Origin of the sequence: Brevibacterium yomogidense, assembly GCF_900163715.1 — a bacterium.
Lineage (GTDB): Bacteria > Actinomycetota > Actinomycetes > Actinomycetales > Brevibacteriaceae > Brevibacterium > Brevibacterium yomogidense_A.
This window is the reverse complement of record NZ_FWFF01000006.1, coordinates 18,917-42,222: the sequence shown is the minus strand read 5'-3', so window position 1 is coordinate 42,222 and position 23,306 is coordinate 18,917. Positions and strand designations below refer to the sequence as shown.

General features: G+C 69.1%; 21 protein-coding genes and 2 tRNA genes. 9 read left to right on the top strand and 14 right to left on the bottom strand.

All coding sequences use genetic code 11. The features are described 5' to 3' along the window. The coding region (locus FM105_RS14780; protein ID WP_218777914.1) for a hypothetical protein at positions 1-352 on the top strand (352 nt) is incomplete at its 5' end. A gap of 146 nt (positions 353-498) precedes the next feature. On the opposite strand, the gene FM105_RS05045 is transcribed toward FM105_RS14780, so the two are convergent. Both FM105_RS05045 and FM105_RS05040 read right to left on the bottom strand, forming a co-directional pair. Continuing rightward, positions 499-1,209 carry an MgtC/SapB family protein gene (locus tag FM105_RS05045; protein WP_087005755.1) on the bottom strand — a complete coding sequence of 237 codons (711 nt, stop codon included), beginning with the start codon at positions 1,207-1,209 and terminating at the stop codon, positions 499-501. Between the two features lie 322 nt (positions 1,210-1,531). After that, positions 1,532-1,616: transfer RNA gene (locus tag FM105_RS05040), tRNA-Ser, on the bottom strand. A gap of 321 nt (positions 1,617-1,937) precedes the next feature. Between FM105_RS05040 and FM105_RS05035 the strand changes: the two genes are divergently transcribed. After that, complete coding sequence (locus FM105_RS05035) at positions 1,938-3,560, top strand: L,D-transpeptidase (RefSeq protein WP_087005752.1); 1,623 nt, start codon at positions 1,938-1,940, stop codon at positions 3,558-3,560. A gap of 81 nt (positions 3,561-3,641) precedes the next feature. On the opposite strand, the gene FM105_RS05030 is transcribed toward FM105_RS05035, so the two are convergent. Then, positions 3,642-4,046 (bottom strand): DUF779 domain-containing protein, encoded by a 405-nt coding sequence (locus FM105_RS05030; RefSeq protein ID WP_087005749.1) that lies wholly within the window; start codon positions 4,044-4,046, stop codon positions 3,642-3,644. Positions 4,047-4,233: 187 nt separating this feature from the next. Between FM105_RS05030 and FM105_RS05025 the strand changes: the two genes are divergently transcribed. Next, positions 4,234-5,901 carry a multicopper oxidase family protein gene (locus FM105_RS05025; RefSeq protein WP_179207074.1) on the top strand — a complete coding sequence of 556 codons (1,668 nt, stop codon included), beginning with the start codon at positions 4,234-4,236 and terminating at the stop codon, positions 5,899-5,901. A gap of 165 nt (positions 5,902-6,066) precedes the next feature. Here FM105_RS05025 and FM105_RS14500 read toward each other — a convergent pair whose 3' ends face one another. The 3 genes from FM105_RS14500 to FM105_RS05015 form a co-directional block, all read right to left on the bottom strand. Beyond that, on the bottom strand, positions 6,067-6,528 hold the full coding sequence (locus FM105_RS14500; protein WP_143275825.1) for a DUF3592 domain-containing protein: 462 nt from the start codon (positions 6,526-6,528) through the stop codon (positions 6,067-6,069). A 14-nt stretch (positions 6,529-6,542) separates the two neighbouring features. Then, positions 6,543-7,769, bottom strand: a complete 1,227-nt coding sequence (locus FM105_RS05020; RefSeq protein ID WP_256970241.1) for an APC family permease — start codon at positions 7,767-7,769, stop codon at positions 6,543-6,545. Positions 7,770-7,896: 127 nt separating this feature from the next. Continuing rightward, positions 7,897-9,141: an MFS transporter gene (locus FM105_RS05015; RefSeq protein WP_087005744.1), complete on the bottom strand. Its 1,245-nt coding sequence runs from the start codon at positions 9,139-9,141 to the stop codon at positions 7,897-7,899. A 74-nt stretch (positions 9,142-9,215) separates the two neighbouring features. Between FM105_RS05015 and FM105_RS05010 the strand changes: the two genes are divergently transcribed. Beyond that, positions 9,216-11,864: a M3 family metallopeptidase gene (locus FM105_RS05010; RefSeq protein ID WP_256970240.1), complete on the top strand. Its 2,649-nt coding sequence runs from the start codon at positions 9,216-9,218 to the stop codon at positions 11,862-11,864. Next, a complete protein-coding gene (locus tag FM105_RS05005; protein WP_306298562.1) occupies positions 11,848-12,732 on the top strand; it encodes a queuosine precursor transporter in 885 nt (294 codons plus the stop codon). Before FM105_RS05010 ends, FM105_RS05005 begins: the two co-directional genes overlap by 17 nt. Before the next feature lie 41 nt (positions 12,733-12,773). On the opposite strand, the gene FM105_RS05000 is transcribed toward FM105_RS05005, so the two are convergent. The 5 genes from FM105_RS05000 to FM105_RS04980 all read right to left on the bottom strand — a co-directional run bounded on the left by FM105_RS05000 (position 12,774) and on the right by FM105_RS04980 (position 17,527). Continuing rightward, positions 12,774-13,187 (bottom strand): cupin domain-containing protein, encoded by a 414-nt coding sequence (locus FM105_RS05000; RefSeq protein WP_256970239.1) that lies wholly within the window; start codon positions 13,185-13,187, stop codon positions 12,774-12,776. 125 nt (positions 13,188-13,312) lie between these two features. Next, positions 13,313-13,540 (bottom strand): amphi-Trp domain-containing protein, encoded by a 228-nt coding sequence (locus FM105_RS04995; protein WP_087005741.1) that lies wholly within the window; start codon positions 13,538-13,540, stop codon positions 13,313-13,315. A gap of 47 nt (positions 13,541-13,587) precedes the next feature. Next, positions 13,588-14,925, bottom strand: coding sequence for a tRNA guanosine(34) transglycosylase Tgt (tgt, locus tag FM105_RS04990; RefSeq protein ID WP_087005738.1), 1,338 nt, complete (start codon positions 14,923-14,925; stop codon positions 13,588-13,590). Beyond that, a complete protein-coding gene (locus FM105_RS04985; protein WP_087005735.1) occupies positions 14,922-16,406 on the bottom strand; it encodes an FAD-binding oxidoreductase in 1,485 nt (494 codons plus the stop codon). The genes tgt and FM105_RS04985 overlap by 4 nt, the downstream gene beginning before the upstream one ends. Beyond that, positions 16,403-17,527 (bottom strand): histidinol-phosphate transaminase, encoded by a 1,125-nt coding sequence (locus FM105_RS04980; RefSeq protein ID WP_087005732.1) that lies wholly within the window; start codon positions 17,525-17,527, stop codon positions 16,403-16,405. The genes FM105_RS04985 and FM105_RS04980 overlap by 4 nt, the downstream gene beginning before the upstream one ends. A gap of 100 nt (positions 17,528-17,627) precedes the next feature. Here FM105_RS04980 and FM105_RS04975 point away from each other — a divergent pair, with 100 nt between their 5' ends. Both FM105_RS04975 and FM105_RS04970 read left to right on the top strand, forming a co-directional pair. Next, positions 17,628-18,806: an alpha/beta hydrolase gene (locus tag FM105_RS04975; RefSeq protein WP_087005729.1), complete on the top strand. Its 1,179-nt coding sequence runs from the start codon at positions 17,628-17,630 to the stop codon at positions 18,804-18,806. Next, on the top strand, positions 18,803-20,020 hold the full coding sequence (locus FM105_RS04970) for an aminotransferase-like domain-containing protein (RefSeq protein WP_087005727.1): 1,218 nt from the start codon (positions 18,803-18,805) through the stop codon (positions 20,018-20,020). Before FM105_RS04975 ends, FM105_RS04970 begins: the two co-directional genes overlap by 4 nt. A 45-nt stretch (positions 20,021-20,065) precedes the next feature. Here FM105_RS04970 and FM105_RS04965 read toward each other — a convergent pair. From FM105_RS04965 to FM105_RS04955, 3 genes are all read right to left on the bottom strand, one after another. Next, positions 20,066-20,156: transfer RNA gene (locus tag FM105_RS04965), tRNA-Ser, on the bottom strand. Positions 20,157-20,281: 125 nt separating this feature from the next. Beyond that, positions 20,282-20,809 carry a tRNA adenosine(34) deaminase TadA gene (tadA, locus tag FM105_RS04960; protein WP_256970238.1) on the bottom strand — a complete coding sequence of 176 codons (528 nt, stop codon included), beginning with the start codon at positions 20,807-20,809 and terminating at the stop codon, positions 20,282-20,284. 5 nt (positions 20,810-20,814) lie between these two features. Further along, positions 20,815-21,363 (bottom strand): tRNA adenosine deaminase-associated protein, encoded by a 549-nt coding sequence (locus tag FM105_RS04955; protein WP_087005724.1) that lies wholly within the window; start codon positions 21,361-21,363, stop codon positions 20,815-20,817. Positions 21,364-21,432: 69 nt separating this feature from the next. On the opposite strand from FM105_RS04955, the gene upp reads away from it, so the two are divergent. After that, positions 21,433-22,068 (top strand): uracil phosphoribosyltransferase, encoded by a 636-nt coding sequence (upp, locus tag FM105_RS04950; protein ID WP_087005721.1) that lies wholly within the window; start codon positions 21,433-21,435, stop codon positions 22,066-22,068. 338 nt (positions 22,069-22,406) lie between these two features. Continuing rightward, the gene (locus FM105_RS04945) at positions 22,407-23,261 is read left to right on the top strand and encodes a winged helix-turn-helix domain-containing protein (RefSeq protein WP_179207073.1); all 855 of its coding nucleotides are present in this window, start codon (positions 22,407-22,409) and stop codon (positions 23,259-23,261) included. Positions 23,262-23,306 lie beyond the last annotated feature (45 nt).

Below are 23,306 nucleotides of genomic sequence, written 5' to 3'. Positions count from 1 at the left end.
CCTCCGTCATCGCCCCTCGCCTCCCCCTCGAAGCCTCAACCACCCTGCAGAACACAGCCACCGTGGATCGCTCATCTCACCGTTCACGGTGAGTGACAGATCATCTTTATTGCTGTTCTACATACTATTCGAAGGCGCGGACATAACTTCCGCGCGCACTTCCCCAGCCCCCGAAAACGCAGGCACCACCGCACGCGCCCATGCCGTTCAGGCGGCCTTGAACCGCAGCATCGTCGTCACCGGCGCAGAATCCGGCATCAACGCCGTGGGCTCCGGCCAGGCGATATTCGCAGCCGGTGGATTCGACGCAGAGAGTCGCAGGGATGACATCTGGCGGCCACCAAAAGCGTGATACGGGTCGGCCAACCTGTGGATGCGGTCGGGCGACTCTGTGAAACCGGCCCGACAGCCCTGCGAAACGAACCGAGGGACCGAGGAGACGCGTCCGCACCCAGCGCGCCCGCGACATCCTGCGCCGCCAGGCCCGCGAATCCTCGTCTAGGTCCGCGAATCCTCCTCCTCGTCATCCGTGTCCCGCTGGACATGGATGGAGCGCACTCCGTCCACCTCGTGGAGGTGCGGCACGAGGTCCCGCAACGGCATGCGCCCCTTGAAGCGCCCGTCGAGCTGGACCAGATCCGTCTGGTCCAGCCGACGGGCTGACAGGATGAAGGCGGAGAAGCCGACCTCCGTCGCCTCGGCGAGGAGTCGGCGGAGCACACCTTCACCATCGGCGTAGACGATCCGCAGCACCCGATTCGTGTCGCGCGTCGGGATCTTCGCGACGATGGGCCCCATGACCACCAGCGCGAAGAGATGGGCCACGGTGAGGCCGACCGCCAGCGACACCATGCCCGCGCCCGCCGCCATGCCGACGGCCGCGGAGACCCAGATCGTCGCCGCAGTGGTGAGGCCCCGCACCGCGTCGCGGCGCGTGAAGATGACTCCGGCGCCCAGGAAGCCGATCCCCGTGACGATCTGCGCCGCGATGCGCGACGGGTCGAGAGTGACATCATCCCCCAGCACGTGGGCGAAGCCGAAGCTGGACACCAGGGTGAAGCCCGCTGAACCCGTACCGACGAGCACGTGCGTGCGGAACCCCGCAGCCTTCTGGCGCACCTGCCGCTCGATCCCGATGAACGCGCACAGCACGAACGCAAGAGCCAGGTAGCCCAGCTCCAACCCCGAAGACTCAGTCCACAGGTCCATGCCCCTATTATCTCCCCAACCGCCCACGCAGGAGTGGCTGGTCGATCGCCCGATCGTTACTCGAACGTGATGCACAGCACATGTTTCGGCACTACGCTCGGACTCAGTCTTCGTCGGTGTCAACGGCGACTCGGCGAAGACGGCCCGTTGTGCGGCCGCGGTCATGCCCCGACGCAGTCAAGACGGGAGCGCTCCACATCTGCCCGGCGACCTGGCCGACGAGACTGCGGGTCCATCGGCATCCGAGCACGCACCAAGCACGAATGCGAGAATGCGATGCTGAATGTGAAGAAGCCCCCGGCGAACCGGGGGCTTCCTGCGGCGGAGGATAGGGGATTTGAACCCCTGAGGGCGTTAACCCAACACGCGTTCCAGGCGTGCGCCATAGGCCGCTAGGCGAATCCTCCGCAGGTGACTCTACCGGACTCGCACGCTCAGGTGAAATCGAAGTGTCGCGCACAGCAGGGAGGCGCTCCGCCGCCCCTCACACCGGCACCCTGACGCGTATTCCGTTCATTCTGATCACATCGCGGCAGTTACGATTCGGCAACACGCAGCGCCGCCAGATCACGGCGTCTCCGCAGGTCAGAGACGCTCAGGCGCGTGACGTTGCACATCTGCAACCGCACAGGACGGCATGACCGTGCGCGCGGTCACACTCCATCCAGGATCGCTTCCATGGACAGACGTACGATTCCAGAAGTCCCTTTCCCCTTCGGAGGTCTTCCGTGCGTCGTCGTGCCCTGTCCGCTGTCGCCACCGCGGGTCTTGCCGCGCTCGTCCTCTCCGCGTGCACCGCGGGTCCGACGAACCCGACTGACCCGTCCTCCGACGGCAGCACCGCGCAGAGCGATCCCGCACCCGTGGTCTCCGTCGTGAACGAGACGATCGCGGGCGACGAGGCCGCCGATGACGGCACCTCTGCTCAGAACACCGCCGCCGAGGCCCCAGCCGGCACCGCATCCGCCTCGCCTGCCGCTGACGCAGGCTCGGAGGCCTCCGCCCCGCCCTCTGATGCGGTGACGATCGAGGCTGGCGAAGAGCTCGCACTCACCGTCGACGGCGGCGAATTCACCGAAGTCACACTCGTCGACGCCGACCACGACTCCGTCCCCGCCGACGCAGGAACATTCGACGCGGACCAGAACACGGCCGACGACGCAGCGGACGACACAGCAGAGACAGACGGCTCAGACGACGCAGCTGAGGCCGAGGGAACCGACAGCACCGACGAGCAGGCGATGGCCGGCGGAACGACGGACCCGACCCACGGACTCATGGAAGTGGGCCCCTCCAGCTCCGCAGCCACCTCGGAATCCGACGAGTCCTCTGAGACGGACGGGACGTCGGAGCAGGACTCGGCCGGTGCCTCGGGCTCGGAGGATTCCAGCGCCGCCGCAGGCGACGCCTCCGCCGCCTCACAGGGCACGGAATGGGAGTCCTCGACCGCACTGGTGACCGGCGCGACGTACACGTGGGAGGCGACCACCGTCTCCCCCGACGGCGCCGAGCACACCGCGACCGGCACCGTCACGACGCCGGACACGACGGCCCAAGAAGAGCTCACCGCCAACACGATCATCGCGGACGACCAGACGGTGGGCGTGGGCGCACCGATCGCGGTGACGTTCAATTCGACGGTCCCGGAAGAGGCCCGCGCGGCGATCGAGGCGCGCCTCAGCGTCGAGGTCACCGACGCCGACGGCGAACCGGTCGACGTCCAGGGTTCGTGGGGCTGGCTCTACGACACGGCGGACGGGATCAGCCGCGTCCACTACCGACCCCAGGAGTTCTGGCCCTCCGACGTGAGCGTCGACGTGAGCCTCCCGCTGGAAGGCGTCGAGTACTCGCCGCGCTGGTACGGGAAGGAGGACATCGAGCTGTCCTTCGACGTCGGCCGCGACCAGCGCGTCGTCGCGGACGCCCAGTCCCACCGCATGACGATCGAGCGGGACGGCGAGCAGATCGCAGACTGGCCGGCCTCGCTGGGCACCCCACAGGCCCCGTCCTACAACGGCACCCACGTCGTCATGGCGAAGCACGAGTTCTACACGATGACCTCAGAGCGCTGGGACTACGAGACGGACGTCAGCTGGGCCGTCCGCATCCACAACAACGGCGAGTTCATCCATGCCGCGCCGTGGTCCGTGGGCGTCCAGGGCAGCGCCAACGTGTCCCATGGCTGCATCAACCTGTCGACGGAGCGCGCCAAGGAGTACTACGACATGGCGCTCTACGGGGACCCCGTCGAGATCACCGGGTCGTCGGTCGACCTCAACACGGAGCACAGCGACATCTCCGACTGGGTGTACTCGTGGGAGGACTGGCAGGACCTGTCCGCGCTGGACTGATTGCCCGCGCTGGACTGAGGGTACTGACTTCCCGCGCCGGACTCAGGGAGCTGGTACTGGCCGCCCCGCTGCCTCAGCCCATCAGAACAGCCGCGACCGGGTGAGGAAGCGCTTGCCCTCCGGCCCTTCGAGGCTGAAGCCGGATCCGCGCCCGTCCACGACGTCGATCGTCAGGTGGGTGTGCTTCCAGTACTCGAACTGCTCCACGGACATCCAGAACTCGACCTCGCTGTTCTGCCCGTCCGCCAGCGGCACGTCGAACACACCCAGCAGGATGTCCGCGTCCCCGGTGAGGAAGTCCCCTGCCGGGTAGCACATCGGCGATGAGCCGTCGCAGCACCCGCCCGACTGGTGGAACATGACCGGACCGTTGCGATCGATGAGTCGGACCAGCAGGTCGACCGCGTCCTGGGTGAAGGCGACCCGGGAGAAATCCTCTCCCTCGATCGTGGGGGCTGCTTCGATTGCGGCTGCGTGGACGGTCATGGCTCCTCCTCGGCGCTGACGTCGACACGGCCCTCGTCGCCGTCGACGTGGATATCCAGACTACGCGCACGTGAGGTGCACGACAACGGGTGATGCACGACAACGAACGGGCCCAGTCGGTGGTCGGGGCCGTCTCACCGACAGCAACGGTCTGCAGGACCTCGGCGAGTGCGGGACGATGGTCCCCATGCCGCCCGTCCCCCCTGTTCCCCGCCTCCTGGGCCGGTCCGTCGACCGCCAGGGCCGGCCCCTCGATCGCCGTGCCCTGCTGCGGGCCGGCGGCGCGCTGCTGAGCGTCGCCGCACTCGCCCCCGTCCTCGCGTCCTGCTCCCGCGAGGCCGAGGTGCCCGTCACCGACGCGGGCAGTCCCCTCCCCATCCCGCCCCTCCTCGAGCCGGACGCGGACGGCCGCTTCGCGCTCACGGCCGGCCGAGGCACGACGGAGTTCCTCCCGGACGTCGCCACCGACACGTGGGGCTACAACGGGCAGACATACCTGGGCCCGACCATCCGCATGCAGCGGGGTCGTCCCATCGAGGCCGTCATCACGAACGACACGGACGAGGAGACGACCGTCCACTGGCACGGCATGCTCGTGCCCGCGCACGCGGACGGCGGGCCGCACGACCCGATCCAGCCCGGCGAGACGCGCACGGTCGCCTTCACCCCGGACCAGCCGGCCGCCACCCTCTGGTACCACCCGCATCCGCACGAGGCCACGGCCCAGCAGGTGCGCCGCGGCCTCGCCGGGATGCTGATCCTCGACGACGCGGACGGACACACGCCGGGGACCGTCTCGGGGGACTCCGTCCCCTCCGCCGCCGAGGCCCCCTCGCCATCCGCGGAGGTCCTCGCCGCCCTGCCCCACGGGTACGGGGTCGACGACCTCCCCGTCGTCATCCAGGACATGCGGATCACCGAGGACGGCGAACTGCTGGGCCACAACTTCAACTCCGAGGTGGGGCTGCTGGGGCGCACCGTCGTGACGAACGGCGTCGTCGGTGCCGTCCATACGACGGACCGGCGGGTCCTGCGGCTGCGGCTGCTGAACGGTTCGCAGGCCCGCTCGTACGGTCTGCGGCTCGATTCCGGCGCTCCGCTCACCGTCATCGGATCCGACGGGGGCCTGCTCCCGGAGCCCGTCGAGGTCGAATCGATCAGCCTGTCGCCGGCGGAGCGCGCCGAGGTGCTCGTCGAGGTCCCTGACGAGGGAGTGACGCTCATGTCGTCCGAGCCGGACCTGGGCAACGTCGCCGACTACGAGGCGGTGGGCGGTGAGGACGAGTTCACGATCCTCCGCCTCGAGCACGCAGGCGGCGGAGGTGCCGACGGTTCCGGTGGTTCAGTTAGCGCCGACGATTCGACTGGTCCCGCATCGATCGCCGACCTCGGACTGCCCGCGCAGCTGGCCGCTCTCCCCGCCCCGACAGACGGCGGTCAGGAGCGGCAGATGACGCTGCGCGGCCGCCAGATCAACGGCAGGTCGATGGACATGGGCCGCATCGACCTGGTCTCGTCCTCGCACCAGCCCGAGGTGTGGCAGGTGAGCAACCTCGATTCGTCCCCGCACAACTTCCACATCCACAACGTGCAGTTCCGGATCCTCGACATCAGCGGGGACCCGCCGCCGCCGGAGATGGCCGGCTGGAAGGACACGATCTACACGCCGCCGCAGCGCGACGTGCGCATCGCCGTGGCCTTCCCCGCGCACGAGGACGACCACTCGCAGCTGCCGTACATGTACCACTGCCACCTCATGCTCCACGAGGACGACGGCATGATGGGACACTTCACCGTCGATGTGACGGAACAGGAGGCGCTCGATGCGCTCCAGGGCACGGGCCACGAGCACTGAGCACTGAGCACTGAGCACTGAGCACTGAGCACTGAGCACTGAGCACTGAGCAGGATCATCGTCCGCTGGTCATGAACGCCGACTCCTGAGCGTCGAGAACGCGACTCAGCGCATCGCATCTCAGCGCATCGCATCTCAGCGCACCGCACCTCGGCGCACGACGTGTCAGCGCACGATGCCGATCAGCACTCCGAGGAGTCCGAACAGCAGGACGAGCCCGCCGAAGACGGATCCGACGACGACCAGCAGGATCCCCAGGCGGCTCTGCCCGGGCACCGTGGAGGCCACCGGATTCATCGGATCGACGAGCACGTCGAGCGGCATCCCGATGAACTGCTCCCCCGACCAGCTCGTCTTCCAGAACCCCTTCGTCTTCAGCGCGTGCCTCCCCAGCGACGGAGTGGACTCCCACATCCTGCCGTGCAGCTCGTACCGCACGGTGGGGTGGTAGACGAAGGAGGAGTCGACCGACTGGGTCCTGACGTGGACCACAGTGGAACGCACGGGGATCCCACTGCGGACCAGTTCCCGATTGCGACGGATCAGGACGATCCCGATGACGACCACGACAGCGAACAGCGCGACCACCAGCAGGAGACCGAACAGTCGGAGCAGAAACGCGAGCATCAGCGGATCCCTCCTCAGAAGAACCAGACAGGGATCATGACGAGGGCGAGCAGCGCGCAGAGGACCATCCCGCCGATCTGCATCCACCGCGGATAGCGCCGGTGCTCCCCCGTCTGGGTCAGCGCCGCCGCGTTCGCGATGAAGTAGTAGACGAGCACGAACACGCTCGACACCGCGATCGCGAGCGTCAGATCGCCGATGACGATGAGCAGCGCACCGCCGATGGACGTGAGCACCTGTGCGCGCAGCGGCACACCGGACCGTTCGTGGATGTGGGCGAGCGGACCGAACCACCGCGTGTGATCGCGCGCCATCGCGAAGGCCGTGCGCGACAGTCCCGCAGTGAGGCCCAGCAGCGCGCCCAGGGCTGCGAGCACCGCCGCGATCCTCGCCAGCAGGGACACGACCGGCACCTCGGCGACCAGCCGCGCCACCGGCGCCTCCGAATCCGCCAGCACCTGTGCGCCCAGGCTCCCCAGGAGGACCAGTCCGAGCACCGCGTACAGGACGACCGTCACGCCCAGCGCCACGACGATGGCGCGAGGGATCGTCCGCGCAGGATCGCGGACCTCCTCCCCCAGCGTGGCGATGCGGGCATAGCCCGCGAAGGCGAAGAACAGGATCCCTGCGGACTGCAGAACGCCGATGAGGGTGAACGGTGGCCCGGCCGCAGCCGGTGACGCCAGGACACCCAGATTGAACTCCTCACGCGCGAAGACAGTGCCGACCACGACGGCGAGCACGATGAGCACCACCGTGAGGAGCACTGCTGTGACCTGCACCGTGCGGTTCACTCCGAGCGCGTTCACTGCAGTCACGAGCCCGAGCAGCAGGAGCGCGACGAGGGTGACCCAGACGGACCCGGACAGGGAGGCAGGCAGCAGATACGTCGCGGCGACGAGCGCCATCGCGGCTGTCGAGGCGATCTTCCCGAGGACGAACCCCCACCCGGCGACGAGGCCGGGCACGGGTCCCAGCTGCGCAGTCCCGTACGCGTACACGCCCCCGGAGACCGGGTGCTGCGCTGCGAGCTGCGCAGTGGACGTCGCATTGAGGAAGGCTACGCAGACGGCGATCGCGAGGCCCAGCAGCAGCCACGAGCCCGCGGCAGCGGCAGCGGGGCCGAACGCGGCGAAGGCTCCGGCCCCCACCATCGATCCGACTCCGACGATCACCGCTCCGGGCAGCCCGAGCACGCGACGCAGTCCGGTCGCGCCGGGACCCACACCACCTTCCTTCACGCTGACGCGTCCTGGTTCATCTCGATGTCCTCGATCTTCACGGCAGGACCCTTCTCAGTGACGGCATGAGCCTCAGCCCGCACGGAAGCGGGCTCAGGCAGACTCATCGTCGCACACCGTGCGGCCCCTACCGGACGAGCGGCCGGCTGCGCGCGAGCAGCACGGAGATGACGAACGCAGTCCCCATGAACACGAGGCTCAGCATGGTGACCCCGCTCCACCCCTGCAGCTCCCACGCGAGCGGCGCGAGGTTCCCGTTGATGGATGACCCCGCGTAGTACACCAGCATGTACATCGACGCGGCCTGCGCAGGCACCCCCACGGATGCGCTGGCCCGCTGCGCGACCCAGGTGGAGGCCAGGGAGTGGCTCATGAAGAAGCCCACGGACAGGATCGCGATGCCGAGCACGATCCAGAACAGATGAGTGAGCCCCATGAGCAGGATCCCGATCACGGCGACCAGCGGGCCGTACGGCATGACCGCGCGCAGGCTGTACCGACCGCCTAGCCGCCCCGCAACGATCGATCCGACCCCGGCGATCGGGTAGACGAAGTAGATGAGGCCCATCGCCCCCACGGACAGCAGGTACGGCGCAGCCTCGAGCCGGAACGCCAGTGAGTTGAAGGCCCCCACGAATGTGCCCATCCCCAGCCCGCCGATCGCGTAGAGCCCCAGCAGCACCGGATCGCGGAACGCACGGCCGAACTTCCGCATCAGCTCCCGCGGCGCATCGAAGTGCGGGACGAAGCCGCGCGATTCGGGCAGCAGGACCCAGCAGCCCACCGCGCATCCCAGCGCCAGGAGCGCCGTGACGAACAGCGCCAGGTGGGACTCGCTCAGCACACCCGTGCCCGCGTATCCCCACTGGTTCGCGACCTCGATCGTCAGTGCGGACAGCACGCGACCGGACAGTCCGCCCAGTGTCGTGCCGAAGATGTAGATGCCGGTCGCCGCCGACACGTACGTGCGGTGGATCTCCTCCTTCAGGTACACGGCGGCCGTCGCGGGAAGCCCTGCGAGGACGAATCCCATGATGAACCGAGCCCACAGGAAGAGCGGCCACGACGGGAGGAACGCGACCACCAGCGCCAGGAGGGAGGCGAGGATGAGCGACCAGCGGATGAGGCGCACGCGTCCGATCCGCTCCGATACGGGCACCGCGAAGATGAGGCCGACGCCCAGCCCCGCAGTGGCCATCGAGACCGACAAGGCGGCTTCTGCCGGCGAGATGCCGTAGTCGCGGGTGAAATACGGCAGAATCGCCTGTGTGGCGTAGAGCAGGGTGAAAGTTGCGAGACCGGCCATGAGGAGCCCGACCTCAATGCGTTTAGCCTGCGGGTCCCCGCGCAGGTAGCCTTCGAAGTCGCTCACGCGCCAAGCCTAGACCGGCGTCCGCACTGTCGGACGACGGGGTGGGTGCAGCCGTCGTCGACACAGGAGAACCAGTGACCCAGCCCCCGACAGTCCCCTCCGCGCCGAACCCGGCGTGGGAGTTCGTGAGCAGCACCCCTGACCTCGCGCTGCCCGACTTCGCGGGCATCACCCCGTCCCACCTCACGGAGGCGGCGACGCTGGCGGTGGGCTTCGCGCAGGACGCGGTGGCGGACATCCTGGCCTCGTCCGAGGAGGCCTCCTTCCAGACCGTCACCCTGGCACTGGAGCGGGCGTTGCAGCCCGCGGACGCGCTGAGCGCGCTGGTGCGGGTGTACGAATCGAACGTCCAGACCGATGCCGTCGCCGAGGCCGCGGCCGGGGTGTGGGCCCAGCTCACCTCCCTGCGCCTGGGCATCGAGCTCGACACAGAGCTCTTCGAGCGCCTGCAGGCGGTGCCCACCTCGGACCTCATCCCGGAGGATCGCCGACTCCACGAGTTCATGGTGAGCGACTTCGTCCGCGCCGGGGTGCGCCTCCCGGCAGACGACCGGCAGCGCGTGTCCGCCATCGCGACGGAGATCGACCGGATCGAGACGGAGTTCGGCCAGGTCCTCCTCCGTGAGGCGACCTCGCGCGCGCTCGTCGTCGACGACGAGGCCGCGCTGGCGGGCCTGAGCGAGGACGCACTCCAGGCAGCCCGCGACGATGCCCGGGACAACAGTGTCACGGGCCTCCGACTGCCGCTCACGAACACCACGCAGCAGGACGCGCTGGCGGAGCTGACGGACCCCGCGACCCGTGCCCGCCTGCTCGACCTGTCGCTGGGTCGGGGATCGTCGGGCGGTCCCGGGGACACGCGCGAGATGATCACCGACCTCACCGCGCTGCGGGCCGCGCTGGCAGGACACCTGGGCTTCCACAGCTACGCCCAGTACGCCGTCGATGACCAGGTCGCCCCGGACGTCGAGTCCACGGGCGGGCTGCTGCGGTCGCTCATCGGCCCCGCGCTCAAGCAGTTCGCCCGCGAATCGCGGAGGGTCCGCGAATACTTCGGGATGGATGAAGCGCAGCCGCTGCAGCGCGCGGATGTCACCCACCTGTGGGAGCGCTACCGCGCCGAGGCGTTCGAGCTGGACGCCGCGCAGGCCTCGGCCTACTTCGAGTTCGAGCGGGTGCTCATCGACGGCGTCTTCGCGACGGCGGGGACCCTCTTCGGCCTCGCCTTCACCTCGCGGCCGGACCTGTCGGGCTGGCACGAGGACGTCCGGGTGTACGAAGCACTCGACGGAACACGCCACCTGGGATTCGTCCTCGTCGATCCGTATGCCCGCGCGGGCAAGGAGGGCGGAGCATGGATGGACGAGCTCGTCCCCGGCTCGCGGCTCACCGGGCTGCACCCCGTCACCACGCTCAGCCTCAACGTGCCGAAGCCGCCGCCGGGTCGCCCGGCGCTGCTGACCGTCGACGAGACTGTCACGCTCTTCCACGAGTTCGGGCACGTGCTCCACGGGCTCTTCGCCGACTCCGTGCACCCGTCGCAGGCTGGGACCTCCGTGCCGCGGGACTACGTCGAGTTCCCCTCGCAGCAGTTCGAGATGTGGGCGCTCCACCCACAGGTCCTGCCCGCGTACGCACTCCACTGGGAGACCGACGAGCGGATCCCGCAGAGCCTCGTGGAGACGCTGCTCGACGCCCAGGGGTTCGGCCAGGGCCTTTCCACGCTCGAATACCTCGCCGCGGCGATGCTCGACCTGGGCTGGCACTCGCTCGAGGACGGCGAGGCGATCGAGGACGTCCTCACCTTCGAATCCGAGGTCCTCTCCGCCGCGGGCTTCGACCCCGTCGTGCCGCCGCGGTACCGGTCCACGTACTTCGCCCACACCTTCACGGGCGGCTATGCGGCCGGCTACTACTCCTACCTCTGGTCGGAGCAGTACGCGGCTGCGGTGTCCGAGATGTTCGAGGACCACGGCGGGCTCGATCCGGAGCTCGGCGCACGCTACCGGTCGGAGGTCCTGTCTCTCGGGTTCTCCGTCGACCCGCTGAGTGCTCTGCGGAGGTTCCTGGACGAGGACGTGGCCGTCGAGCCGCTGCTGCGTCGCCGCGGCCTGGCTCCGCTGCGCCCCGCGGGGCCCGCACACCCGACGCATGCGAAGCTCGAGCGCGATCTGCGCGCGGCGGGCATCGACACGAAGGTCATCACGCACGCGGAGCCGCTCCCCACCGCCGCAGCCGCGGCAGAGCACCACGGGGTGGAGCTCGGGGCCATCGCGAACTCGCTCGTCTTCATCGCGGAGTTCGAGGTGGAGGATGATGCCTCGTCCGGCGACGGGACCGCCGCGGACGACGGCAGGACGGACGCAGCAGCGGATGATCCCGCCTCCGAGTCCGCTCCGGAGCTCCCTGTCCAGGACGAGCCCGTCCTCATCATGACCTCCGGGGCGCACCGCGTCGACACGACGTTCACCGCGGCGGCGATCGGCGCCCGGCGGCTCAAGCGCGCCAAGCCCGAGCAGGTGCTCGCCGCGACCGGCCAGGTCGTCGGCGGCGTCGCTCCCGCAGGACACCCCAGACCCCTGCGCACCTTCATCGACCGCGATCTGCGGATGCACGAGAAGCTGTGGGCCGGCGGCGGCACCATCGAGGCGATGTTGCCACTCACCTATTCGGAACTCGTCGACCTGACGGGTGGACAGGAGATCGATGTCGAACAGACGTGACGCCCCCCGGGGCGCGGACGCACCCGCATCTGGGCAGCCGGATCGGGACACGGGAGTGAACGGCGCAGGAGCCGCACCCCGACAGTCCGGTCCGGCGGAGAACCCAGAGCAGCATCCGACCCACGCATCATCACCCCACAACGACGCTGCAGACCGCACCGACTCTGCGGGCCATACCCACGCGGCACGCCACGACGACGCTGCGGGCCTCACCGCGTTCGCGAGCACGCGAGGCCGCTTCTACGCGTACATCTTCGCGCTCATGTGCTGCGTCTTCCTCATCTCCAACATCTCTGCGACGAAGGTCATCGAGATCGGCCCGTTCGTGACGGACGGCGGAGCGTTCCTCTTCCCGCTGGCCTATATCCTGGGCGACGTCATCAGCGAGGTCTACGGCTTCAAGGCTGCGAAGCGGGCAGTCCTCATGGGCTTCGCGATGCAGGCCCTGGCGGTCCTCGTCTTCTTCGTGGTCCAGATCGCGCCCCCGGGCCCCGGTTACGAGAACCAGTCCGCGTTCGAAGCGGTCCTGGGCTTCTACCCGCGCATCGCGCTCGCGTCTCTGTGCGGCTATCTCGTCGGACAGCTGCTGAACGCGTACATCCTGGTCAAGGTGAAGCGGCGCATGGGCGAGAAGCACCTCTGGATACGGCTCCTCACGTCCACCGGCGTGGGAGAGTTCGCGGACACGCTCATCTTCTGCGTCGTAGCGTTCGCCGGTGTCATCCCGGGGTGGGACTTCGTGAACTACATCATCGTCGGCTTCCTCTACAAGGTCGCCGTCGAAGTGCTCTTCATGCCGGTGACCTACCGCGTGATCCAGGCGGTCAAGAAGCGTGAGTCGACCTATGCGCCCGGCGGAGCAGAATGAGGTCCTGAGCCTCGGTGTCCTGGGCCTCAGTGTCCTGAGCCTCAGTGGCGCTCGCCGGTGAGCATCGTCAGCAGGAGGACGTTCGCATCCGGCGCGTCATCGGAGCAGTCGACTCGGTGCAGCACTCGCTCCCGGCAGTGCACGACGGTGCCGGGGGTGAGGCGGATCGTCTCGCCCCCGCACCCGAACGTGAGCTCCCCCGACAGGCACTGCACGGTGATCGGGTGCGCGACGGAGTGGTCCGGGAACGACTGCCCCGGCGCGAAGGTGAAGGCGATGAGGTTCGCCCCGTCGCCCTGCAGCAGGCGCTTCACGGCGGGGCGTCCGCGCGGGTGACCGGGCTGCGGCGGCGCGGCGAGCGCCAGCACGTCGAGCGTCGTCGCGCTGCCGTCCTCGCCCTCGCCGACGGTCCGGCCGTCGTCGCCCGCGGTGTCGTCGTCCTGCATGTCGTCCATCTCGTCCTCTCACGTCGACGTGCACCAATTGCCGAGACGCCGGTCGCGTGCTCGAGACGCCGCGCCCTGCACCGGTGTCTCGGACACTCAGACGGTGTTTCGGCCCCAGGTCACCGGTGGTGTTCTCACCAGCTGATGGAGACCTCGATCTCGGACTTCCCGCCGGGCTCCACCTCGACCTCCAGTTCGTACTCGACGGTGTCCGCGACCCGGACCGTCACGTCGCGTCCGGTCTGGACGACTCGCACGTCGTTCTGGCGCTCCAGCGAGTCCGCGAGCTCTCGCAGCTTCGCGGCCGCCTGCTCGCGCGTCATCGTGGACTCGGTCTCGTGCTCGAAGAGTTCATCGCTCATGACGCCATTCAACCAGGTAGCCGGCGCTCAGTGTCACCTCTTCGCGGTCACCTCTTCGCGTAGTAGCGCCCCATGACCTCCGCCTCGAGCTCGTCATAGCGCCCGTCCTCGATCGCCCCTCTGATCTCTGCGACGAGCTGCACGATGAAGTGCTCGTTGTGGATCGTGCAGAGGGTGGAGAACAGCATCTCCTTCGCCTTCCACAGGTGGTGCAGGTACGCCCGCGAATGGTGGGCGCACGTGTAGCAGGAGCACTCGGGGTCGATCGGCTGCCAGTCCCTCTTGTAGCGGCTGCCGGAGATGTTGTAGCGGCCGTCCCGGGAGTACACGGCGGCATTCCGCGCGACCCGCGACGGGGAGACGCAGTCGAACGTGTCGGCGCCCCGACGGATCGCTGCGAACAGGTCATCCGGCTCGCCGATGCCCAGCAGGTGCCGCGGCTTCTCCTCCGGCAGCTCCTCGCACACCCAGCCGACGATGGTGCCCAGGTTCTCCTTCTCCAGCGCACCGCCGATCCCGAACCCGTCGAAGTCCATCGCTCCGAGGTCGCGGGCGGCCGTCCGCCGCAGGTCCTCGTACTGTGCGCCCTGGAGCACGCCGAACAGCGCCTGGTAGGGCCTGTGCGTACGCTCCTGGGTGAGCCGGACGTGCTCCGTCACGCAGCGCTCCGCCCAGCGGCGGGTCCGCTCGAGGGACTCCTCCTGGTACGCCCGCGTGTTCGTGAGCATTGTCAGTTCGTCGAACGCGAAGATGATGTCCGCGCCCAGCTGGTGCTGGACCTGCATCGACACCTCCGGGGTGAACCGGTGGATGTCGCCGTTGAGGTGCGAGCGGAAGGTGACTCCGTCCTCGTCGACGTTCGCCATGCGGCGCTCCTTGTCGACGGTCTGCAGGTCGGAGCGGTCCTTCCCCGCGAACTCCGTGGTGAGCACCTTCTTGGAGCCGACGCCCAGGCTCATCACCTGGAAGCCGCCGGAGTCGGTGTAGGTGGGGCCGGGCCAGTTCATGAACGCGCCCAGCCCGCCTGCTTCGTCGACGATGTCCGCGCCCGGCTGCAGGAACAGGTGGTAGGCGTTCGCCAGGACCGCGTCCGCACCCAGCGCGTCGACGTCCTCCGGCTTCACCGCCTTGACCGTCGCCTTCGTGCCGACGGGGATGAAGGCGGGCGTCGCGATGGTGCCGTGCGGCGTGCGGATCGTCCCCGTCCGGCCGCCGGACGACATGGTCGTCCCCACGTCGAAGCCGAACTGCGTGCGGTCCGCAGCAGTGTCTCCGCCGGCGGTGTCTCCACCAGCAGCGTCCCCGCCAGCCGGGGCACCGGCAGCATGAGCTCCGCCGGCATTCGCTCGGGCAGCGTCCGCCGCCGAGGTCGTCGTCTCAGTCATCCCGCCAGCTCTCCCAGCATCTTGCCGGGGCTGAGGATGCCCCGCGGATCGAATTCCCTCTTGATCGCGACGTGGAGCCGCTGCGCGACCGGATCGAGCTCCTTCGCCAGCCACCTGTTCTTCAGCACTCCCACACCGTGCTCTCCCGTGATCGTCCCGCCGAGCTCCAGGCCCGTCGCCATGATCGCGTCGAATGCGGCATAGGCACGGGCGACGGACGGCGGATCCTGCGCGTCGAAGAGCACGTTCGGGTGCATGTTCCCGTCACCGGCGTGCCCGGCCACGGCGATCAGCACATCGTGCTCCTCCGCGATGCCCTGTATCCGCGTGAAGAACTCCGCCAGTGCCGCACGCGGCAGGCACACGTCGTCGACGAGCTCGCCCCCGCCGTTCGCCATCGCGTACTTCTCCAGCGCGTGGCCCACAGATCTGCGCGCGGCGATGAACATCTCCGAGTCGGCGGGGTCGTCGGAGATCGTGACCTCGGTGGCTCCCTGGGATTCCGCGATCCGCTCGAACACCGCGAGGTCCGCAGCCGCGCGCTCGAGCGATCCGTCACCGTTCGCCTGGACCAGCAGCATGGCCGCAGCGCCCTCCGGCAGACCGAAGTCGCCGTAGTCGTTGATGCACGCGATCGACTGCCCGTCGAGGATCTCCAGCAGCGAGGGCGTCACTCCGGACGACATGAACTCCGTGATGGTGCGCGCAGCGTCGCGGATGTCGTCGAAGAGCGCCACTCCCGTGATGGGGTCTGGGATCGCGGGGATCAGTTCGACGACGATCTCGACGACGACGCCCAGCGTCCCCTCCGACCCGACGAAGAGGCCGGCGAGGTCCAGCCCCGCCACCCCCTTGGCCGTGGGCCGCCCCACCGTCGTGATCGAACCGTCGGCCAGGACGACCGTCAGACGGCGGACGTAGTCCTTCGTGACGCCGTACTTCACACAGCACAGACCGCCCGCGTTCGTTGCGACGTTCCCGCCCAGCGTGGAGATGTCGACCGATCCCGGATCAGGCGGATAGGACAGTCCGTGCTCGACGAGCGCGTCCTTGAGGGTCCGGTTGAGGACACCCGGCTCCACCGTCGCGGTCTGCTCGACCGTGTCGATGTCGAGGATGCCGCCCATCCCGGCCACATTCAGGAGGATGGCGCCATCGACACCGTTCGCTCCGCCGGACAGTCCTGTGAGCGCTCCCTGCGGGATGACGGGCACACGGCGCTCATGCGCGAAGCGCAGGGTGGCCTGCACGTCCCCGGTGCTGCGTGCGCGGACGAGGACCCGCGGGGTGCCGATCGGCGCGAACACCGCGCGGTCCTTCGAGTGCGCTGCGATGACATCCGGGTCGTCGACGACGGCGCCCGGGCTGAGAGCCTCGACGAGGGGCGCGAGGTCGACCGGGACCTCGGGCGCGGTCAGACCGAGGGCGGCGGGCTCGGTGAGGACAGCTGGATCCGTGCCGCCGGTGTGCGCCGCCGTCATGCGTCGCGACCCTGCATGAACTCCTGTGCGACGGCCACGAGCCTCTCCATCGCCTCCGGCGGACCGACGGTGATCCGGACGCCCGAGCCCAGATTGCGCACGGCGAGGCCGTGGGCCATGCACACCTCGGAGAACGCAGCGGAATCGTGCTGGCCCAGCGGCACCCACACGAAGTTCCCGCCGCTGGGGGGAACGGCCAGGCCGATCTCGCGCAGCCGGGCGGCGAGCTCGTCACGCGCGGCGCCGACCTCCTTCGCCCGCACGAGCACCTCGTCGCGCAGGGCGAGCGACACGAGACCCGCCGCCTGGCCCGCCGCGCCCACGCTGAACGGAGCGATCGATTTGCGCATCTCGTGGATGATCGCGGGGTGCGCGACGGCATAGCCGACCCGCAGCCCCGCCAGTCCGTGCGCCTTCGAGAACGTCCTCAGCACCACGAGGTTCGAGTACGTGGCGAGCGCCTGCTCCGCATCGACCGGTGCGTCGAGGTTGCCCTCCGGCGTGCGGATGCGCGCGGCGGCCTCGCTGCCGTCCGCGAACTCCACGTACGCCTCGTCGAGGACGACGATGAGGTCTTCGGGCACCTGCGACATGAAGGTGTCGAACTCCGCGTCGCCGAGCACCGCGCCGGTGGGGTTGTTGGGCGAGCAGAGGAGGACCAGCCGGGTGTGCTCGGTGATCGCCTCCGCCATGCCCGGCAGGTCGTGGCGGCCGTCGGCGGTGAGCGGCACGGCGATGCGGTCCGCGCCCGCGAAGCTGGTGAGCTGCGGGTACATCTCGAACGACGGCCACGGGTAGACCGCCCGCGCGCCGGGCTCCAGGGTGATCCCGACGAGCGCGGAGAGGCTCTCCGACGATCCCGCCGACAGCACGACCTGGTCCGTCCCCACATCGTGGAACTGGGCCAGCGCTGCGGTGAGGTCCGTCCCCGCGGGGTCCGGGTAGAGGGCGGGGGTGTCGGCCGCCCCGGTGATCGCGTCGACCACCGCGGGCAGCGGTCCGAGGTGGCTCTCGTTCGACGACAGCTTGTAGCTGGTCATCCCCTCCACCGCGGCGGGAGGACGACCCGGGATATAGGCGGGAGTGTCGGCCAGGGAGCGGCGCACGCGGAAGTTCGTCATGCATAGATTCTGCCACCTCACCCTGACCCGGGGGCCGGGGCCTGCCGATGGCATGGCTGATACGGCACGGCTGATACGGCATTGGCTGATACTGGGAGGTATGGATGCTGAGCCCACCGCACCTGACGCCCACCACCCTCCGCGCGGATACGGCGCCACGCATGCGTGGCGGCCCGACGTGCTGGGAGGGGGCTTCCGCTCCCTCGACCTGCCGCTGCCGGATGACGAGCAGGCCACACTCGTCGCGTACGACCCTGCCTCCGGGGCACCCCGCGCGGCGATCGACCGGGACACCTGGGCGACGCTGGAGGACTCGATGCCCCGCGACCTCCTGGACGACGTCGCGATCCTCTACCTGCACGGCTGGTCGGACTACTTCTACCACGCGCACCTCGCCCGATTCTGGTCGCACATGGGCGCGGACTTCTACGCACTGGACCTGCGCGGCTACGGCCGGAACCTCGACCCCGAACGCGTCGAGAAGGCGCACTCGCCCCGACCGGACGACGACGAGCACGTGCAGCGACCGGGGTACATCACGGACCTCGCGGAGTACGACGCGGACCTCGAGGCCGCACTCACAGTCATCGAGGAGACCTCTCCCGGGCGCAGGATCATCGTGTCGGGACACTCCACCGGGGGACTCATCGCCGTCCTGTGGGCGGACCGCAATCCCGGACGCCTGAGCGGGATCACGCTCAATTCCCCGTGGCTCGAGTTCCAGTACTCGACCACGATCCGCAAGATCCTCCAGCCGTTCCTGGGCCGCGGACGGTCCGCCACGACTGCGCTGCGCCTCCACATGCCGAACTACTCCGTCGTGGCGACGTCCGCGACGCACGGCCGCCTGCCGTATGACGCCCGGCTCAAGCCCACGGACTCCTTCCCCGTGTACGCCGGCTGGATCCGCGCGATCTTCGCGGGCCACGCGGCCGTCGAGGATGGGCTGGAGATCGACGCGCCGGTCCTCGTCCAGACATCGACGAAGAGCCTGCGGAAGATCGGATACGACCCGGAGATGGAGGCGACGGACATCGTCCTCGACGTCGACGCGATCGCCCGCCGGTCCATCCACCTGGGCAGGACCGTGGCGCTCAACCGCATCCCCGGCGCGATGCACGACCTCTTCCTCTCCCACCCCGCAGCGCAGGTCGACGCCTTCTCCGGCCTCCTGCGGTTCGCCCGCGGATTCCTGACTGCGGACGTCCTGCCGCGGGGGACCTCGGCGGCGGGCACCTCGACGGCAGCACCCACCGCGGGCCCTAGGATGCGGTCATGACTGAGATCACCCACGATGAGTGGTACCCCAGACTCGCCGCACGTGCGCAGGGCGGCCCCAGCGACCTGTCCGCCATCCTGGCGCTGGCATCGGCCGGCGGCGACCTCGTCGACTTCTCCGGCGGCTTCCCGGACCCCAGCCTCTACGACACTCAGCTGCTGGGCGAGACCGCGTCGAAGGCCATCGCGTCGAAGCCCGAGGTCGCACTCCAGTACGCGCCCAACTACGGCATCGCGTCGCTGCGCGAGGTGCTGCGCGGGCAGGTCACCCGCACGCAGGGCGTCACTCCGGGTGCGGATGATCTGATCGTCACGTCCGGCGGCGTCGATGCGATCACGCTGGTGTCGAAGTCGATGCTCGACCACGGCGACGCGGTGCTCGTCGAGGCCCCGTCGTACCTGGGAGCGTTCAGCGTGTTCCGGTCGCACGACGGCGTCTGCTTCTCGATGCGCAACGACGAGGACGGGCTGATCCCGGCCAGCATCGAGGAGGCGTACGAGCAGGCGCGCGCGGCTGGCCACCCGCCCAAGGTCGTCTACGTCATCCCCGACTTCCAGAACCCGTCCGGGCTCCGCCTGTCGCTCGAGCGGCGCCGCGAGGTCGTGGAGATCGCCCGGCGGCTGGGCCTGCTCGTGCTCGAGGACGTCGCATACCGCGACCTCGCGTTCGACGGCTCGTACATCGATTCGCTCTACGCACTGGGCCCGGACGTCACGGTGCAGATGGGCACGTTCTCGAAGACCTTCACACCGGGCACGAGGATGGGCTGGGCCTGCGGACCCGCGACCGTCATCGACGCGATGGCGCAGGCGAAGACGAACACGGACCAGTGCGCGGGCGCCCTGGGGCAGACGATCCTCGAGTCCTACATCGCGGAGGGCCACTACGCGGCGTCCCTGCCGGTGCTGCGCGGCGCCTACGCGGCACGCTGCGCGGGACTCATGGATGCGCTCACGGACGGGCTGGGCGAGCGGGCCTCGTGGACGCGCCCCGGCGGAGGGTTCTTCACCTGGCTGGAGATCCCGGGCGTCGACTCGAAGCAGCTGGCGGCCTCCGCGGTCGAGGAGGGCGTCGCATTCGTGCCCGGCGGTCCGTTCTTCGCGGACTCACGGCCCAACACGAACATCCGGCTGAGCTTCTCCCGCACGACAGTCGACCGGATGGGTGAGGGGATCGCGCGCCTGCGGAGGTCGATCGAGCGCCTGGACGGGTGAACGCGAGAACGCCGGGTCTCAATATTTGAGACCCGGCGTTTCACATGGCGGTAGCGGTGGGATTTGAACCCACGGTAGGGGGTTGCCCTACACGACATTTCGAGTGTCGCACCTTCGGCCGCTCGGACACGCTACCGCGGATAACTGTACACACGCGGCGGCTCGTCACCCAAATCGGTCGCCGTGAGCTGCGGCACGCACCTGGAACACGCCGCTGCGACGGCAGTCAGCAGTGCCAGTCAGCACACTCAGCGAGCCGGATCAGTCAGCGGCCCGGTTCGCGGCGAAGAAGTCGGTGAGCAGCGCAGCGCATTCGTCAGCCAGGATGCCGGCGAAGACGGTCGGGCGATGCAGTGACGCACGGTCGCGCGCCAGATCCCACACCGATCCGCAGGCTCCGGCCTTGTCATCCCAGGCCCCGAACACGATCCCGTCGACACGCGCGGCCACCGCCGCACCCGTGCACATGACGCACGGCTCGAGCGTGACCACGAGGACCGTGCCGTCCAGCCGCCAGCGACCCAGGTCCGCGGCTGCGGCCCGCAGGGCGACGACCTCGGCGTGCCCGGTGGGGTCGTGGACGGCCTCCCGCACGTTGTGCCCGAGCCCTCGCACGGCACCGTCCGAGTCGACCACCACGGCACCGACGGGCACATCGGATGAGGCGGCGGCCTCGGCGGCGACGGCGAGCGCCATCCTCATCCACGCCTCGTGCTCGGGCAGCGGCGCCAGGCCCGCGCGCGGCACCGGCCCGGCCGACAGCCCGGGAGCACTGTCCGATGACGTCATGGAGGTCAGCGCGATGCTTCCAGGACCTCCGCGAACCCCACAGCCTCGCCCACGTGCGCGACGATGCGCGCAGGGTCGGAGCTGTGGCGCTCGAGCTGGTCCAGCAGCTCGGCGGCCTGCACCCCGTCCCCCGCGAACAGGCTGGCATCGCCGCTCCACAGCGGAGGCGCCTCGAAGTCGAGCATCTGCGGCTCGTCCTCATCCTCGTCGTCGGAATCCTCCTCGAGCTCCTCGTCCGGATCGACGACGTCATCCTCCTCGTACTCGTCCGGCTGGGAGTCGAGGTAGTCCGCGAACAGGTCCGCATACGGGCTATGCGCTGCAGCCCGCACGTCGGACAGGAACACGGTCGCCTCCTCCCCCACCACGCGGACGAACGCGAACCACTCGTCCTCATGCTCGATCACCGCGATCGCGTCGCCGTCTGCGGAGCCGTCACCGGCACCGTCGATGAGATCGGCGAGCTCCGCGAGGTCCGCCACGTCCTCGACCACGAGGTCGAGCAGACGGAAGCCGTCATCGGTCCGGGACATCACTGCAGTGAAGTACGACATGCCTCCATTGTCGCCGATTCGCCGCGGATGTCACTGCCGGATCGAGCGCCCTCCGGTAGATTCGCACCCATGGACCTCCACGTCGCAGATCACCCCCTCATCGCCCACAAGCTCACCGTCCTGCGGGACGAGCAGACCGATTCGTCCCGGTTCCGCACGCTCACCGACGAACTCGTCATGCTGCTGTCCTACGAGGCGACTCGTGGGATCCGCACGGAGCCCAAGGAGGTCACCACTCCGGTGAGCACGACGACCGGCACGGCGCTGACCGCTCCCCGCCCCGTGGTCGTCCCGATCCTGCGCGCCGGCCTGGGCATGCTCGAGGGCATGCTCAAGATGCTGCCCACCGCCGAGGTCGGGTTCCTGGGGATGGTCCGGGACGACGAGACGTTCGACGTCCACACCTATGCGGAGCGCCTTCCGGCGGACCTCACCGACCGGCAGGTGTTCGTCCTCGACCCGATGCTCGCGACCGGGGGCACCCTGGCCATGGCGATCGACTTCCTGCTGGAGCGCGGCGTCTCCAGCGTCACGGCAGTCTGCCTGGTCAGCGCCCCCGAGGGCGTCGAGGCGATCGCGGACAAGTACCGGGGCGTCACCGAGGTCACCGTCCACACCGCCGCGCTGGACGAGCGCCTCAATGAAAAGGGGTACATCGTCCCCGGGCTCGGCGACGCCGGCGACCGCCTCTACGGCATCGTCTGAGGAGCACAGCCCAGCCACTCGCCGAAGACGCCCCAGAGTCGCCTCTGGGGCGTCTTCGGCATTCATAGGGCGGCATACGGGCGACTCCACGCGTCATACTGCGTCATATAACGTCACAAATGTCTTGCTTCTTCACCGAGTCGCGATGACAATGGCAGTCATGCAGTCAGTCTCCACACGATGCGGGATCGCGCGATCCCCCGTTCCCAGAATGGCGATGCCATGCGTTCGCGGCGCCCACTGACAGCTGCTGTGCCGGTCGCGAACGAGGTCTTCCACAGCGCACACCGCGGATGCCCATTTGTCCGCCGCACAGATCCCGTCGTTCCAGGAGAACCATGAGCGCCGCCGCACCCCAGCCCACCCCCATCCACCCGCGCAGTGCCCGCGCCGCACGCCGAACCGGAGCTCGTTTGACCCCCATCGACCCGCAGACGGCCCCCCGCACCTACGGACCGTCAGGAGTGTCCGCCGGCCCGCGCGCGGCACGTGGCATCGTCCTCTACGTCGGTCTCGACGAAGCGAAGGCGGCGGCAGAGGGCACGAACCTCACGGAGATCGCACAGGCACTCAAGGACCAGGTGACCGAGCTGGCCGCAGCGGCGGAGACGCAGGCCATCATCGCTCTCGCCCCCGACGGCCTCGGCAGCGACATCGACGCTGTGCGCGCCGTGTCCAACGGGTCCCAGGCCGCCACCGGCAGCCCCGCCGGAATGCACGGCCCGGTCCGCCAGCGCATCCCCTCCCGACTCAGCCCTCCGGCCCACCGCGAGGACCTGCCGGCTCCTGCGCACCAGGGCTCTCCCGCACCCTTCACCGCTGTCGCCTCACCTGCGAAGCCCGCCATCCGGTCCAAGTCGCATCCGAATGAGCACGCTCCCGTGCGCATCGACATCCCCCGCCGCGAGGTCCACACCGACGGGGCTCTCGTGACCGTCACCAACAAGGAGTTCGACCTGCTCGCGACCCTCGTCGCGAACACCGGACGCACGCTGTCCCGCGAAGACCTCATCGATGCGCTGTGGACCGAAGGCGGCGAACGGCCGGACGTGAGGACCGTCGACGTGCACGTGCGTCGCCTCCGCCGCCGGCTGGGCGGCTACTCGTCGATCGTCCGCACGATCCGCGGAACGGGCTACCGCTACGACGAACACCCCGACGTCGCGGTCTGGCAGGCGCGCGCCAGCTACTGACCTTCTGTGCGCGGCTGGCTGGTGGCGGCTGGCTGGTCGGCCCCG